This is a genomic window from Isoptericola sp. NPDC055063, from assembly GCF_053608125.1.
This window is the reverse complement of sequence record NZ_JBSGUW010000004.1, coordinates 215,371-230,679: the sequence shown is the minus strand read 5'-3', so window position 1 is coordinate 230,679 and position 15,309 is coordinate 215,371. Positions and strand designations below refer to the sequence as shown.

12 protein-coding genes and 1 pseudogene are annotated in these 15,309 nt (G+C 74.4%); 9 read left to right on the top strand and 4 right to left on the bottom strand.

Features of this window, described 5'->3' with window-relative positions; translation table 11 throughout:
* Nucleotides 1–119 precede the first annotated feature (119 nt).
* From ACWF41_RS06740 to ACWF41_RS06725, 4 genes and pseudogenes are all read left to right on the top strand, one after another.
* Nucleotides 120–749, top strand: a complete 630-nt coding sequence (locus ACWF41_RS06740) for a type II secretion system F family protein (protein WP_380326388.1) — start codon at nt 120–122, stop codon at nt 747–749.
* Nucleotides 750–862: 113 nt separating this feature from the next.
* A complete protein-coding gene (locus ACWF41_RS06735) occupies nt 863–1,156 on the top strand; it encodes a DUF4244 domain-containing protein (RefSeq protein WP_380326391.1) in 294 nt (97 codons plus the stop codon).
* 74 nt (nt 1,157–1,230) lie between these two features.
* On the top strand, nt 1,231–1,548 hold the full coding sequence (locus ACWF41_RS06730; RefSeq protein WP_380326394.1) for a TadE family type IV pilus minor pilin: 318 nt from the start codon (nt 1,231–1,233) through the stop codon (nt 1,546–1,548).
* Nucleotides 1,545–1,847 (top strand): annotated as a pseudogene (locus ACWF41_RS06725) (Rv3654c family TadE-like protein); the annotation flags it as partial. The gene ACWF41_RS06730 and the pseudogene ACWF41_RS06725, both read left to right, overlap by 4 nt.
* Nucleotides 1,848–2,156: 309 nt before the next feature.
* Here the strand turns inward: ACWF41_RS06725 and ACWF41_RS06720 are convergent.
* Complete coding sequence (locus ACWF41_RS06720) at nt 2,157–3,026, bottom strand: HpcH/HpaI aldolase/citrate lyase family protein (protein WP_380326397.1); 870 nt, start codon at nt 3,024–3,026, stop codon at nt 2,157–2,159.
* A 162-nt stretch (nt 3,027–3,188) separates the two neighbouring features.
* Nucleotides 3,189–5,429 (bottom strand): exo-beta-d-1,3/1,6-glucosidase, encoded by a 2,241-nt coding sequence (locus tag ACWF41_RS06715; protein WP_380324297.1) that lies wholly within the window; start codon nt 5,427–5,429, stop codon nt 3,189–3,191.
* A gap of 247 nt (nt 5,430–5,676) precedes the next feature.
* On the opposite strand from ACWF41_RS06715, the gene ACWF41_RS06710 reads away from it, so the two are divergent.
* From ACWF41_RS06710 to ACWF41_RS06700, 3 genes are read left to right on the top strand one after another with little or no spacing between them, the layout of a single operon-like run.
* The gene (locus ACWF41_RS06710; RefSeq protein WP_380324300.1) at nt 5,677–7,374 is read left to right on the top strand and encodes an extracellular solute-binding protein; all 1,698 of its coding nucleotides are present in this window, start codon (nt 5,677–5,679) and stop codon (nt 7,372–7,374) included.
* 3 nt (nt 7,375–7,377) lie between these two features.
* A complete protein-coding gene (locus ACWF41_RS06705) occupies nt 7,378–8,358 on the top strand; it encodes an ABC transporter permease (RefSeq protein ID WP_380324303.1) in 981 nt (326 codons plus the stop codon).
* Complete coding sequence (locus ACWF41_RS06700) at nt 8,358–9,293, top strand: carbohydrate ABC transporter permease (protein ID WP_380324306.1); 936 nt, start codon at nt 8,358–8,360, stop codon at nt 9,291–9,293. Before ACWF41_RS06705 ends, ACWF41_RS06700 begins: the two co-directional genes overlap by 1 nt.
* Here the strand turns inward: ACWF41_RS06700 and ACWF41_RS06695 are convergent.
* The gene (locus ACWF41_RS06695) at nt 9,283–9,939 is read right to left on the bottom strand and encodes a TetR family transcriptional regulator (protein WP_380324309.1); all 657 of its coding nucleotides are present in this window, start codon (nt 9,937–9,939) and stop codon (nt 9,283–9,285) included. The two genes, ACWF41_RS06700 and ACWF41_RS06695, sit on opposite strands and share 11 nt — an antisense overlap.
* A 126-nt stretch (nt 9,940–10,065) precedes the next feature.
* Between ACWF41_RS06695 and ACWF41_RS06690 the strand changes: the two genes are divergently transcribed.
* Nucleotides 10,066–11,655, top strand: coding sequence for a glycoside hydrolase family 5 protein (locus ACWF41_RS06690; protein WP_380324312.1), 1,590 nt, complete (start codon nt 10,066–10,068; stop codon nt 11,653–11,655).
* Nucleotides 11,656–11,671: 16 nt separating this feature from the next.
* On the opposite strand, the gene ACWF41_RS06685 is transcribed toward ACWF41_RS06690, so the two are convergent.
* Nucleotides 11,672–14,209, bottom strand: a complete 2,538-nt coding sequence (locus ACWF41_RS06685) for a DEAD/DEAH box helicase (protein WP_380324315.1) — start codon at nt 14,207–14,209, stop codon at nt 11,672–11,674.
* A 215-nt stretch (nt 14,210–14,424) separates the two neighbouring features.
* Between ACWF41_RS06685 and ACWF41_RS06680 the strand changes: the two genes are divergently transcribed.
* The gene (locus ACWF41_RS06680) at nt 14,425–15,207 is read left to right on the top strand and encodes a transglycosylase family protein (RefSeq protein WP_380324318.1); all 783 of its coding nucleotides are present in this window, start codon (nt 14,425–14,427) and stop codon (nt 15,205–15,207) included.
* Nucleotides 15,208–15,309: the final 102 nt, after the last annotated feature.

Below are 15,309 nucleotides of genomic sequence, written 5' to 3'. Positions count from 1 at the left end.
GTCGCGGGTGGGGGGGCTGGGAGGGTGCGGTCTTGCCTCGGCCGGATTCCTCACGCCGCCAGAAGAGGGGACCCTGCCTGCCCTTCCGCCCCCCCCCGCCCCGTGGGGGGGAAAGCACCGTGACCGGGCTGCTGCAGGTCGGGGCTCCCGCGGTCTCTGCCGCGGTCGTCGCGGTGGTCGTCGCCGTGGCCGTGCTGCTCGGGGCCGTGCCCTGGTGGGCCGCCGCGTCGGCCACGCGCAGACGGGCGCGCCGGCTCCCCACCGACCGCCGTGCCGCGGAGGCCGACGGCGGTCCGCGTGGTGCGCCCGTGGACGTGGCCGTGCTGCTCGAGCTGCTGGGTGCCGCGCTGCGTTCCGGGGCGGGTGTCCCGCGCGCCCTCGACGCGACGGGGACTGCGCTGGACGAGGCCTCCGGCGCGACGCCGGACGGCGCGGGGCTCCGGGCCGCCGCCGACGCGCTCCGCCTCGGCGCCGACTGGGACTCCGCGTGGCGGCACGCGACCGACCGCCTGGCGCCGGTGCCACGCGCGCTGCGCGGGGCGTGGACCGACGGCGCGTCCCCGTCCGGTGCGCTGCGGGCGGCGGGGGAGGAGCTGCTGCACGCGCGCCGCTCGGCCGCCCGGACGGCGGCGGCCCGCCTCGGGGTGCGCCTGGTGCTGCCGCTCGGGGCGTGCTTCCTGCCCGCGTTCGTGCTGATCGGGCTGGTGCCCGTGCTCCTGGCGCTCGGCATCGACCTGCTGTCCGGGTGACCCCGGGCCATGACTCCCGGGTGCGCCCCGGGCTACCGCGGCGGCCCGTCCGGGCCGGCGCGTCACGACCGGCACGGGACCCCGGCCGGTCATCGAGAGATCACGGAGGAGACATGAGGGACGACGACGGGAACACCGAGCAGGAGAACATCGGGCACGAGAGCGTCCGGCACGCGGAGGTCGGGCAGGAGGAGGTCGGGCTCGCGGACGGGCCGGACGGCGGCGGGTCGCCGGGCGTCGGGGCTGCAGAGCCGCGCGACCCGGAGGCCGGGCTCGCCACCGCCGAGTACGCCGTCGCCACGGTCGCGGCGGTCGGGTTCGCCGGCCTGCTCATCGCGGTGCTCAAGAGCGGCATGGTGAAGGGCCTGCTGGAGGGCATCATCAGCTCGGCGCTGTCGATCGGATGAGTCGGCGCCGCAGGTCAGGAGCCGCCCGGAACCCCGGTGGCGGACGGCGCCGGGGCGACGGGCAGCGGGGCGCGGTGACGGCGGAGCTCGCCGTCGGGCTGCCGGTCGTGGTGCTCCTCCTGGTCGCGGTGCTCAGCCTCGCGGCCGCGTCCACGGCACAGATGCGTGCCCTGGACGCGGCCCGGGCGGGGGCTCGCGCCTATGCGATCGGGGAGGACGACGCCGCGGCCCGGCAGGCGGTGGCGCAGGTGGGCGGCACGGATGCCGCTCTCACCGTGACCCGCGACGACGCCTGGGTGCGCGTGACGGTCACGCGGCCCGTGGTCGGCGGCTGGTTCGCGGGGGCGCCGGTGCGTGCGTCGGGTGACGCGACCGCCTGGGTGGAGCCGTGACCCCGGCCGGCGGCAGGGAACGTGGCGCGGGCACCGTGCTGGTGCTCGCGGTCGCCGCGGTACTGGTGCTGCTGGCGCTGGCCGTCGGGGCGCTGGGGTCCGCGCAGCGTGCACGGGGCTCGGCCCAAGCGACGGCGGACCTCGCCGCCCTGGCGGGGGCGACGGCATGGCGGCAGGGCGCCGACCCCTGCGCGACGGCCGCCGAGGCGGTGCGTCGCAACGGTGGAGAGCTGGTGGCGTGCGTCCCGGAGGGCGGCGGCACGCTCGGCGTGCGGGTCTCACGGACTCCGCTCGGGGCGGCCGCGGGCCCGTGGGCCGACGCGCTCGGGGACGCGGTCGCAGGGGCCCGGGCCGGGCCGCGGCCTCCGGCCGACGATCCGGCGGGCCTGGCCGCCGGGCCGGCAGACGGGGTGACCGCCGCAAGCCCTGCCCGATGGTCGGCCGGGGACGCGGTCGGGAGAGCGGGCGGGCTCCCGATCGCGGAGCCGGACCGCGTGGCGTCGGTCGTCGCGGGCGGGACCGTCGCGCCGGCCGGGACCGCGGAGGTCCTGGCAGGCGCGACGGCGCCGGTGCTGGCGTGTGGAGCGGCGGTCCAGGCCCGCGGGACGTCAGGAGGGGTTGACGTTGAACAGCGCGGCTCGCTCGCTGATCTTGCGGGCGCGGGCCAGGCGGGGCTTGTCGGAGCCGTCCCGGATGACGGAGCCGGACGCCTCGAAGTCGGCCAGGAAGTCGATCGCCCAGGCGACGTCCGCGGACGACGGGCTGAAGGACTCGTTGATGACGGCCGGCGTCTCGAGGTCCAGGCAGAGCTTGCCGGTGAGGCCGAGCGCCACGCCGTCGCCGGACTGCTCGCGCAGCAGGGCGTGGCTGGTGCCGACGGTCGGGCCGTCGATCGGGCCGGGCAGCCCGCCGATGCGGCTGGCGGTGACGAGGCGCGAGCGCGGGTACGCCATCGCGAGCGACTCGTTGGCGGTGCCCGTGTCACGACGGTAGTCGCCGGACCCGAAGGCCAGCCGGAACGCACCGGGGGCGCGCGCGATGCTGACGGAGTCCTCGATGCCGAGCGCGGACTCCACGAGCGGGATCACGGGGACGTGCCCGCCGAGGCGCTGGACGGTGTCGATCACCTGGTCCGGGGACTCGGTCTTGGCGAGCATCACGCCGGAAAGGCCGGAGGCGTCCCGCAGGAGGCGCACGTCGTCGGCCCACGCGTCCGAGCCGCGCTCGTTGATGCGCACCCACGCGCGGCCGCCGCCGGCGAACCAGTCGAGCACCTTCTGACGCGCCTCGTCCTTGCGGCTGTCGTCGACCGCGTCCTCGCAGTCGAGGATCACCTGGTCCGCCCGGGAGAGCTGGGCGGAGTCGAACATGTCGTCGCGCAGGGCCGACAGCAACAGCCACGAACGGGCGTTGGCGGGGTCCACACGCGTCTCCTCGCGGGAACTGCGGCGTTCGGCGAGGTCGATCTGAGTAGTCACCTCACGATGGTAGGTTCCGCCGGCCCGCGCGCGAGCGCGGTTGCGCACAAACCGGTGGCCCCGCCTTTGTCGCCTCCGGCCTCGGGTCCCGGGCGGCCTCCTGGGACCCGAGGTGCGGTCGCCCGGTTCCCGCCGGGGCGCGCCCCGGCGGGAACCCAGAGGTCAGCCCTTGACGGCGAACGGCGCGCGGAGCAGCACCTCGTCGCGGGACGACGGGCCCACGAGGAGCTCGAACTCGCCGGGTTCGACCACGCGCCGCCCCTCCGCGTCGACGAGGGTGCAGTCCGCGACCGGCAGCTTCAGGTCGACCACCACCGACTCGCCTGGGGCCAGGTCGACCTTGCGGTGCGCCTTGAGCTCCTTGGCGGCCCACGTCACCGACGTGACGGTGTCGCTCACGTACACCTGCACGGTCTCCCGGACCGGGCGCTGCCCCGTGTTGGTGAGCGTGACCCGGGCGGACACGACGTCGTCGAACCCGTGGACGGAACCGTCGACGCGCAGGTCGGAGTACTCGACCGTGGTGTAGCTCAGGCCCTCACCGAACGCGAACGCGGGCCGCTGCGTCAGGTCCGCGTACCGGTCGCCGTGCTGCCCGCGGACGACGTTGTAGTAGGTGGGCTGCTGCCCCGCGTGCCGGGCGAAGGAGATGGGGAGGCGCCCCTCGGGCTCGATCTGCCCGAGCAGGAGCTCGGCCACCGCCTGACCGCCGCGCATGCCCGGGTTGGCCGCCCAGACCACCGCCGCGGCCCGGTCCACGGACGGCGGCAGCACGAGGGGCTTCGACGCGACGACGACCACCACCACGGGCACACCGGTCGCCACGAGCGCGTCGAGCAGCGCGACCTGGCCGCCCAGCAGCTCGAGGGTCGCGGTGGAGCGGCCCTCGCCGACCAGCTCGATGCGGTCGCCCACGACGGCGACGACCACGTCCGCGGCGCGGGCCGCGGCCACGGCCTCGGCGAGCTGCTCCTCGTCGACCGGGGCCGGCGCGACGACCGGCGGGCGCGGCTGGCCGTCGGGGAACAGCGCGCCCTCGGGGTCGGGTTCGAGCGTGACGATGTCGGCCCCGCGGGCGTGCGTCACCGCCCACCCGTCGGGCACGTGCGCGCGGAGGCCGTCGAGCACCGTCGAGGTCATCTCGCGCGGATGCCCGTCGGGCAGCCAGCCCGCCTGCCCCGACGCCCCGGCCCAGTCGCCGAGCTGGGTGTGCGCGTCGTCGGCGTTCGGTCCCACGACCGCGACGGTCCGGGGGCCGCCCTCGAGCGGCAGGGTGCCGTCGTTGGCGAGGAGCACGAGGGAGCGGCGCGCCGCCTCGAGGTTTACCGCGGTGTGCGCGTCCGAGGCGATCACGGCCTCCTGGCGCGCGACGTCGGGGCGTCGGGGGTCCTCGAACAGGCCGAGGCGGAACTTCAGGGTGAGGATGCGACGGACCGCCGCGTCCACCGCGGCCTCGTCCACGAGCCCGCGGTCCACGGCCTCGAGGGCCCCCTCGAAGAAGGCGGGGGTCGTCATGATGATGTCGTTCCCGGCGCGGATCGCGGCAGCGGCGGCGTGCACGTGGTCCGGCTGGATGCGCTGCTCCCAGACCATCCGCCCCACGTTGTCCCAGTCCGTGACGAGCGCGCCGGTGTACCCCCACTCGCCGCGCAGCACCTCGTCCAGCAGCCACCCGTTGACCGTGACGGGCACGCCGTCCATCGACTGGTAGCCGAGCATGAAGGTCGCGCAGCCCTCCCGGGCCACACGCTCGAACGGCGGCAGGAACCACGAGCGCAGCTTGCGCCGCGAGATGTCGGCCTCGCTGGCGTCGCGCCCGCCCTGGGTCTCGGAGTACCCGGCGAAGTGCTTCGCGGTGGCGAGGATCCCGGTGGGGTCGCCGAGGCCGTCGCCCTGGTAGCCGCGCACCATCGCGGAGGCCAGCTCGCCGAGGAGGTACGGGTCCTCGCCGAAGGTCTCGTCCACGCGGCCCCACCGCAGGTCGCGGGCGATGCACAGGACGGGGGAGAAGGTCCAGTGGATGCCCGTCGCGGCGACCTCGACCGCGGTGGCGCGCGCCACCCGCTCGAGGAGCGGGGCGTCCCAGGTCGCGGCCATGCCGAGCTGGGTGGGGAAGATCGTCGCGCCCTCCCAGAAGGAGTGCCCGTGGATGCAGTCCTCCGCGACGAGCAGCGGGATGCCGAGCCGGCTCCGCCCCGTGACCGCGTGGGCCTCGCGGACGTTCTCCGGCGAGGTGTGCAGCAGGGAGCCCGCATGCCGCCCCTCCACGGCCGCGGCGACGCCGTCGCGCGCGTCGAGCTGCAGCATCTGTCCGACCTTCTCCCGCAGCGTCATACGGGCGAGCAGGTCGTCGACGCGGGCGGCGACGGGCAGTGCGGGATCACGGTAAGGGGCGGTGCTCAAGGGGGGTCCTCTCGGCGTCGACGGCGATGCGGGTGGCGCTATAGTACCGACTTACTGACCGTTAAGTAAGTTGGATCGGAGCGCGACGGCCGCACGACCGTCGCGTCCCGGCCGAGGTCGCTGCCCGCTCAGGTCTCGAGTATCGCTGCAGGTGGCGAGCAGTTGCTTAACGACTGTTAGACAACTTGCGGCAGGCGGCGCTACCGTCTGCCGCACTCACCGGCCCGTGTGCTTCGAAGGAGAAGTGATGAGAACGTCCCCGTCATCGTTGGCCACGTCCCCGCTCACCCGCCGGGGGTTCCTCACCCTCGCCGGCATGGGCGCCGCGACGGTCGCGCTCACCTCCTGCTCCTCCGGCGCGGCCGGCCGGCCGAGCCCGCGGGAGAGCGTCGCGCTGAAGCCGCCGACGTACGTCGCACCGCCGGCGCTGGACGGGGGGATCGTGAGCTCCGTCGATGGCATGCCGGCCATCTACACCCAGCCGATCGAGAAGTACTTCGACTCGGTCGACGCGGCGCCGCTCGCCGGCGGGGCCGTCACGACGTTCCAGGTGCTGTGGGGCTCGCCGCCGCGCAAGGCGCCCGACAACGAGTACTGGGCGGACCTGAACGAGCGCCTCGGCGGCGAGTTCAAGCCGACCCTGGTCGCGTTCGACACCTACAACGAGAAGATGGCGACGACGATCGCCTCCGGCGAGGTGCCCGACCTCTCCTTCGTCCAGGACCAGAGCGCGGTGGCGGCCAAGGCGATCGACGACGGAGTCTTCGCCGACCTGACCGAGGTGCTCGCCGGCGACAAGATCCTGCAGTGGCCCAACCTCGCGAACGTGGCCACCAACGCCTGGACGGCGTCGTCCAAGAACGGCCACATCTTCGGCGTCCCGAACGAGGACCCGTACCTCACCAACTTCCCCGCGATCCGCTGGGATGCTGTCGAGGCCACCGGCGCGGACGAGATCCCGTCCGACGCGGCGGGGTTCCTCGAGCTCATGACCGAGATCGCGGCGCTCAAGTCCGTGCACGGCAAGCAGCTGTGGGGCATCGCCGCGTTCGACGGGAAGATCCAGTCGGTCGTGCAGTGGATGTTCCGCACCGGCACCACGTGGCAGCTGGACGACGCCGGCAAGCTCGTCAACGTCATCGAGACGGACGCCTACGCCGACGCGCTGAAGTACCACAACGACCTGTGGAAGGCGGGGGTCTACCACCCCGACGCCCTCGCCCTCGCGACGCAGGGCAACAAGGCGGCCGAGATGTTCACGAACGGCCAGGTCGCGATCACGGTCGACTCGTTCAACGGGTTCTTCGGCGCCAGCATCCTGCGGGACACCACGGACACGACGAAGGGTGCCGACCCGCGGCTCTTCGTCCCCCCGGCGGTCGACGGCGGCGACCTCGTCGTCGAGCGCAACGCCGGCTACTGGGGCATGGTCGCGATCTCCGCGAAGGCCGCGGAGGACCCGAAGCGGCTCACGGAGCTCCTCAACGTCATCAACTACTGGCGCGCCCCCGACGGCTCGACCGAGGCTCTGTTCATCAACTCCGGCAAGGAGGGGTTCAACTGGGAGTTCGGCAAGGGGCACGCCGTGACCGACCTGGGCGACCAGGCCGCGAACGACGACCGCGCCGCGCTGCAGTGGCTCGGGGCGTTCAAGTCGCCGTCGTTCGTCGTGCCGCAGACGTCGCTCGACTTCGTCGACAACTTCAAGGAGTCGGTGGAGCCGCTCGTCGCCGCGACGGTGCCGAGCCCGGTGGTCGGCCTCTACAACGAGGCAAGCATCTCGAACGGTGCGCGCCTCTCGGAGATCGACACCGACTACCGCAACGGCATCGTCTCGGGCCGCATGCCCCTCGACGCCGTCGACGAGTACCGCGACGCCTGGCGCAAGGCGGGCGGCGACGCCGTCCGCGACGAGTACCAGGCCGCCCTCGACAAGGCGTCCTGAGACATGGCGGTGCTCGAGCGGCCGGACGCCACGGCCACCCCCCGGCGGGGCGCGGGATCGCCCGCGCCCGCCGGGCGGGACAAGGCGCCCCTGCGCACGCGGATCTGGCGCGAACGGTGGATGTACACCTTCATCCTCCCCGGCCTGCTGTTCTTCCTCGTCTTCGCCTACCTGCCGCTGCTCGGCAACGTGGTCGCGTTCCAGGACTACTCGCCGTACTGGGGCATCGGCGGGTCCGCCTGGGTGGGCCTCGACAACTTCAGCGCCATGTTCTCCGACCCGCAGTTCCTGCGGGCGCTGCAGAACACGCTGGTCATCTCGCTGCTGCAGATCGTGTTCGCGTTCCCGGCGCCGATCCTGCTGGCGCTGCTCCTGAACTCGCTGATCTCCGACCGCACCAAGCGGGTCGTCCAGTCGATCGTCTACCTGCCCCACTTCATCTCGTGGGTGATCGTCATCGCGATCTGGCAGCAGGTGCTCGGCGGGGCCGGACCGGTCGCGGAGCTGTTCTCCGCCATCGGGATCGACGGGGTCAACATCATGGGCGACCCGGACACGTTCAAGGCGCTCGTCACGTCCCAGGTGATCTGGAAGGACATCGGCTGGGGCACCATCATCTTCTTCGCCGCGATCAGCGCCATCCCCAACGAGCGGTACGAGGCCGCCGCCGTCGACGGCGCAGGCTCCTTCCGGCGCACGTGGCACATCACGCTTCCCGGCCTGGTGCCGGTGATCACGCTGCTGCTCATCCTCACCATCGGCAACGTGCTCACCGTGGGCTTCGAGCAGCTCCTGCTGCAGCAGCCCGCCGTCGGCTCCGACGCGGCCGAGGTGCTCGACACGTTCGTGTACTACCGCGGGATCGCCGGGGGCGACTGGGGGCTGTCCACCGCCGCCGGCCTCTTCAAGGGCGTGATCGGCACGATCCTCGTCATCGGGGCGAACCGGTTCGCCAAGCGCCTCGGCACGGAAGGACTCTTCTGATGACCACGACCTCCACGGCCGCCCCGTCCCGTCCGCCGGCGACCCGGCGGCCGCCCGACCCGCGCCGACCGCCCTGGATGGGGCGCCCCTCGCCGGGGGTCCAGGTGGCGAAGGGCGTCGCCATCGCGTTCATCGTGCTCGTGATGCTGTACCCGTTCGTGTACGTCATCGCGATGAGCTTCGCGTCCCGGGCAGCGGCGGCCGAGGGCGGGATGTTCCCGACGTCGTTCTCCCTGGACGCGTACCGGTCGATCCTCGGCGGGGGCGTCGTGACGCGTGCGCTGCTGGTGTCCGCGTTCGTGACGATCGTCGGCACGGCGCTGTCCATGCTCTTCACGACCACCCTGGCGTACGGCCTGACGCGCACCCGGCGGGTGCCGGGGTCGAGGGCCGTGCTGGTCCTCGTGCTCTGCACCATGCTGTTCGGGGCCGGAATCATCCCGAACTACCTGCTGGTGCGGTCGCTCGGCCTGCTCGACTCGTACTGGGCGCTGATCATCCCGGGGCTGATCTCGGCGTTTAACATGGTCGTGGTCCGGAACTTCTTTATGGGGCTGCCGGAGGAGCTGCTCGAGTCCGCCCGTCTGGACGGCGCGAGCGAGTGGCGCATCTTCGGGCAGATCGTGCTGCCGCTGTCGAAGGCCGTGCTCGCCGTCATCGCGCTCTTCTACGCGGTCGGGTACTGGAACTCCTTCTTCAACGCGATGATCTACATCAACGACACCGCGAAGTGGCCCATCCAGGTGGTGCTGAACCAGTACGTGGTCCAGGGGTCGGCGCTCACGTCGATCCAGGCGCCGGACCAGCCGCCGCCGCCGGGGCAGACGCTGCAGATGGCCGTCATCGTCGTCGCGACGGTGCCGATCCTGCTGCTCTACCCGTTCGCCCAGCGGTACTTCACCAAGGGGGTGCTCACCGGCGCCATCAAGGGGTGAGCGACGCGAGCAAGGCGGCGATGGTGCGCCGGGTCACGGCGACCATGTCCACCCGCTCGGGGTCGAGCAGCCACTGCACCTGCAGGCCGTCCATGACGGCGACGACCGCCGCGGCCGTCTCGTCGAGGTCCGTGCCCGCCGACAGCTCGCCGTCGTCCAGGGCCTCGGCGAGAGCTTGCCGCACCATGGCGCGGAGGCCGACGTACCGGTCCCGGAACCACGTCTGGGCGGGGTGCCCGTCGGTCACGGCCTCGGCGGAGAGCACCGTGTAGAGCTGCGTGATCCCGGGGCGCTCGGCGTTCCGCGCGACGGTGTCGACCAGGTGGTCGAGGAAGGCGAGCCCGCGCGGCCGCGACCCGTCCGCGGCGTCGCCGACGCGCTCGCCGTCGCGGGCGCGCAGGAGCTCGGTGAGCAGCCCCTCCTTGGACCGGAAGTGGTGCAGGATCGCCGGCGCGGAGATCCCGACCTCGTCGGCGATCTCCGCCAGCGACGCGTTGTTGTACCCCCGGTTCGCGAACGTCGCCGCGGCGACGTCGAGGATCTCCTGCCGGCGCAGCCGCGTACGGCGCTGCTGGACGCCCTCGGGGCGTGCGGTGGCGTCGCCGGCCGGGTCGCCCGGGCCGGGGGAGGTCGTCTCGGTGGTCACGGTCGCAGCCTATGCGGCCACGAAGAGCGTGCTGGGACGGTCCGGTCGGGCCTCCCGGCGGGAGCTGTCGGCGCCGACGCGTCGGCGCAGGAGTCTCGGAGAGAGGGAACGACGATGGTCGGCTGGGTGAGCAGGGACGGCACGCGACTCGTGGGGGCGGACGGTGCGCCCGCGCTCGCGCGGGGCGTCGGGATCGGTACGTGGCTGCTGCCCGAGGGCTACATGTGGCGGTTCGCGCCGGCGCCCGAGGGGCGCGGCGTGCCGGCCCAGTCTCCGAGGGAGATCGAGGCCCTGGTGGACGACCTCGTCGGGCCGGACCGTGCGGCGGAGTTCTGGGCGCGGTTCCGGGACACGTTCTTCACGGAGGCGGACGTCGCGCGCATCGCGGCCGAGGGCTTCGACCACGTGCGCCTGCCGATCAACTCGCGCGTCGTGATGGACGAAGCCGGTCGGTTCCTCGAGGACGGGTTCGCCCTGGTGGAGCGCTGCGTGCGGTGGTGCGAGGCGCACGGGCTGCACGTCGTGCTCGACCTGCACGGCGCACCGGGCGGGCAGACCGGGACCAACATCGACGACTCCCCGCGCGGGCGGCCCGAGCTCTTCACCGAACCCCGCTACCCCGACCTCACGGTCCGGCTGTGGACGGAGCTCGCGCGCAGGTACGCCGACGACCCGACGGTCGCCGCGTACGACCTGCTCAACGAGCCGCTGCCCGACGAGCACGGCCCGCGGCACGCCGCCGACCTGGTGGCGCTGTACCGCCGTCTCACCGCGGCGATCCGGGAGGTCGACCCGGACCACCTGATCATGTACGAGGGCACGCACTGGGCGAGCGACCCGGCGATCTTCACGGAGGTCTGGGACGACGCGTCGGTGGTCCAGTTCCACCGCTACTGGTCGCCGCCGGACCGCGAGGGCATCGCGGGGTTCCTCGAGGTTCGCGACCGGCTCGGCCTGCCGCTCTACATGGGGGAAGGCGGGGAGAACGCCCCGGACTGGCTGGCGGCAGCGTTCGGGCTGTACGAGGCGGAGGGGATCGGCTGGAACTTCTGGACCTGGAAGAAGGTCGACAACGCCCATTCGCCGGCCGTCGTCGTGCCCCCGCCCGGCTGGGCCGACGTCCAGGCGTACGTCCGCGGCGACGGCCCGCGCCCCGGGCCGGACGACGCGTGGTGCACCCTCGAGGCACTGCTCGGCGCGATGGCGCTGGAGCGGTGCGAGTGGCACGACGAGGTCGTGGCGGCGCTCCTGCGCCGGCCGCCGGTCGCGCTGCCGGCGTACGCGTTCGACCAGGGCGCGCAGGGGATGGCCTACGCGACCGAGGGTGCCCGGCCGCTCGAGGGTCTGCGGCCCTCGGACGCGGTGACACTCCGGTACGAGGGCGGCGACGGCGTCGCGAACCCGTTCGCGCCGGACCCGGCCGAGCGGGCCCGCGCGGGACGGTTCACGGCCGAGCTCGGGCCGGGGGAGTGGGTCGCGTTCACGGTGCGCCCCGCCGCGGGCGGGGCGCACGAGGTCGCGGTCCACGCGTCCGACGAGGGCGGCCGGCCCACCGCGCTCGACGTCCGGGCGGGAGAGACCGAGGTCGCCGGGGCATGGGCCGACGGCGTCTGGCGGGGTACCGCCGACCTGCCGGCCGGCGACGTCGTGCTGCGCGTGGGCCCGGCGTCCGGCGGCCTGCGTCTCGAGCGCCTCGGGGTGACGCCCGCGGGGTGACGCCGGCGGGCGGCGGTCAGGCGGAGGCCGTCTCCGGCCGCTGAGCCGGGGCGTGGGCGAGCACGGCGTCGAGCAGGCGGACGGCGGCGGCCTTGTCGAGCGGGGCGTTGTCGCTGCCGCACTTCGGGGACTGCACGCACGCGGGGCAGCCGTCGGCGCAGGAGCAGGCGACGATCGCGTCGCGGGTGGCGGCCAGCCAGCGGGCCCCGAGCGCGTACCCGCGCTCGGCGAAGCCCGCCCCGCCCGGGTACGCGTCGTAGACGAAGACGGTGGCCTCGCCGGTGTCGGGGTGCAGCTCCGTGGACACGCCGCCCAGGTCCCAGCGGTCGCACGTGGCCAGCAGCGGCAGCAGCCCGATCGACGCGTGCTCCGCGGCGTGCAGCGCGCCGGGCGTCTCGTCGGGGGAGACGCCGGCCGCACGCAGCACGAAGTCGGGCACCGACCACCAGACCGCGGTGGTGGACAGCGTCCGGGACGGCAGGTCGAGCGCCTCGGTGCCGAGCACCTGCATGTCCGGCAGGCGGCGGCGCTGGAAGCTGACCACCTGGCTCGTCACCTCCACGGGGCCGAGGCCCCACCGCACGGGACCCCAGTCGCGACCTTCGAGGGGCCGGTGGCCCCCCTCGTCGATCGCGATCTCCATGACCTCGCGCGACCACGTGCCGTGCTCCACGTCCTTGCGCACGACGAGCGCCACATGGTCCTCCAGGTCCAGGTGGTCCACGACGAACGTCGCGCCCTGGTGCACGTACACGGCCCCGTCGTGCACCTGCCCGTCCGCCGACCCGGCGTCCACGGTGCCGAGCAGCCGCCCGGTGGTCGCCTCCACGACGCGGACGGGGCGCCCGCCGGAGCCGCGCAGGTCCGCCATCCCCGACGCGGGCTGCGCGTGCGTCCAGTACCAGCCGGAGGGTCGGCGCCGCAGGGCGCCGCGCGCGACGAGCACGTCGAGCACGTCGCGCACGGCGGCGGGGTCGCCGAAGGCGTCCAGGTCCTCGGCCCGCAGCGGCACCTCCTGGGCGGCGGCGCACAGCTGGGGGGCGAGCACGTGCGGGTTCGACGGGTCGAAGACGGTGGCCTCGAGCGCGGCGTCGAACACGGCCTCGGGGTGCGTCACGAGGTAGGTGTCCAGCGGGTCCTCGCGCGCGACGAAGGCGACCAGTCCTTCCGCCCCGGCCCGCCCGGCGCGCCCCGCCTGCTGCCACAGGGACACGCGGGTGCCGGGCCAGCCGGCGACGAGCACGGCGTCGAGCCCGGAGATGTCGACGCCCAGCTCGAGCGCGTTGGTCGTGGCCAGCCCGCGCAGCTCGCCCGTGCGCAGGGCCTCCTCGAGGGCGCGGCGCTCCTCGGGAAGGTAGCCGCCGCGGTAGCTCGCCACCCGGGCGTCCAGCCCCGCGGCCACGGGCCGCAGGTGGTCGCGCGCCTGCTGCGCCACCGACTCGGCGCCGCGGCGCGACCGGGTGAACGCGAGCGTGCGCGCACCGGAGGCGGTGAGGTCGGCGAGCAGGTCCGCCGTCTCGGCCGTCGCCGACCGGCGCGGGTGCTCGGCGGCGCCGCGCGTCGTGAGGACGGCGTCGGCCTCCTGCTCGGTGTGCGCGGGGTCGAGGGGGTCGGGCAGGGCCCACGGGTCGTCCTCGTGCGTGGGCGCCTCGCCCGTGGCGCGGGAGCGGTCGAAGGCGGCCACCTCCGGCGGCTGCCACAGCGCGAACGTGCGCCGGCCGGCCGGCGAGGAGTCGGCGGTGACGGCCACGACGTCGTCGAACGGCACGCCGGCCAGCCGCGCCGTGCTCACCGCCGGCTCGGCCGTCGTCGCGCTCGCCACGACGAACACCGGGCCCGCGGACGCCGTGGCGTCCGCCGGGGCCAGCCGGTCCGAGGGTCGGTAGTGGGCGGCGAGGCGCGCGAGCCGCCGCAGCACCAGCGACACGTGCGCGCCGAAGACGCCGCGGTACGCGTGCCCCTCGTCGACGACGACGTAGCGCAGCCCCCGCAGCAGCCGGGCCCAGCGGCGGTGGCCGGGCAGCATCGAGAAGTGCAGGAAGTCGGGGTTGGTGAGCACGACGTCCGCGTGCTCGGTCACCCAGCGGCGCTCCTCCGTGGGAGTGTCGCCGTCGCAGGTCGCGACGCGGGGGCGCGGGGCGCCGTCGGGGATCGCGCCGACGAGCCGCTCCAGCCCGACGAGCTGGTCCGCCGCGAGGGCCTTGGTGGGGGAGAGGTACAGCACGGTGGCGGGGGCGGCGCGGCGCACCGCGGTGAGCGCGGGCAGCCAGAACGCCAGCGACTTGCCCGACCCGGTCGACGTCGCGAGCGCGACGTGCCGCCCGGCCCATGCGGCGTCGGCGGCCTCGACCTGGTGCGCCCACGGGCGCGCGACGCCCAGCGCGCGGTAGCCCTCGACCACGCCCGGGTCGGCCCAGGCGGGCCAGTCCACGGTGATCCCCTCGCGGGCCGGGAACGTGCGCACGTGCGTCAGCCGGTCGGCCCGCGCGCCGTGCGCGGTGAGCACGTCGAGCAGGGGGTGCTGCTCGGGCGCGGGGGTGGGGTCGGCGGGCACGGGCGACAGTCTCGCACCGCGCGGCCGGGGTCCGGAGAGCCCGGCCTCCGCAGCCCGGGAGGCCCGGGGTCGGGCATGTCCGCCAAAGCCGGATGCGCGCGGAACGCGCGGCACCTCGGCGTTTGACCGGGAATGGCATCGGCATCCGGTGAAGAGCGTGTGACCGTTCGCGCACCGGCTTTGTTATCCGTTCGTGACATCGTTCCCTGGTACGCATGCCTCGATCCACCGCACGACGCTCCGTCGTGGCCGCAGTCGCCGGCGCGCTCGTCACCTCTGCCCTGGTGGTGCCCGCCGCGGCCGCCCCCGCGACCGCCGCCACCACCACGACCGCAGCCTCCGCCTCCACGACCACCCGCGCCCTGGGCGTCCGCTGGGTCAAGGCGGACCGGGCTCGGCTGACGAAGACGCCCTCGAGCAGGTCGCGCACCGTCGCCCGCCCCGACGACGGCACGAAGGTGCGCGTCATCGAGCGCGGCCGGTACCGCCTCAAGGTCCGCACCCCCGCCGGCCGGGTCGGCTGGGCGCCCAAGTCCGCGCTCACGTCGGTCCCGCTCGCGGACGTGACCGGCACCCGCTACACGAAGAAGGCCGTCGCGATCCGCAAGGGCATGAGCAGCCGTTCCAAGGTGATCAAGCACGTGCGCCTCGGCACCACCGTGAAGCGCTTGGCTCGCACCACCGGCCGCGACGTCAACCGGGTCAAGGTGCGCCTGCCCGGCGGCCGCACCGGCTGGGTCGCGGCGACCCGTCTCACGACGCGCAACGTCTGGGGCCAGCTCGGCCGCTGCGAGTCGGGCGGCAACCCGCGCGCCAACACGGGCAACGGGTACTACGGCCTCTACCAGTTCACGAGCCGCACGTGGCGCGCGGTCGGCGGCACGGGCCTGCCGCACCGCCACGGCCGCGCCGAGCAGACCAAGCGGGCGCAGATCCTGCAGGACCGCGCGGGCTGGGGCCAGTGGCCGGCGTGCACGCGCAAGCTCGGCCTCCGCTGACCTCGTCGTGGGGGGGGGGGGGGGGGGGGGGATCGGCTCTACTCGGGGGAGAAGAGAGCAAAGACACCGCTGTAGGCGGGGTCGGAAGAAGCGGCGGAGAAC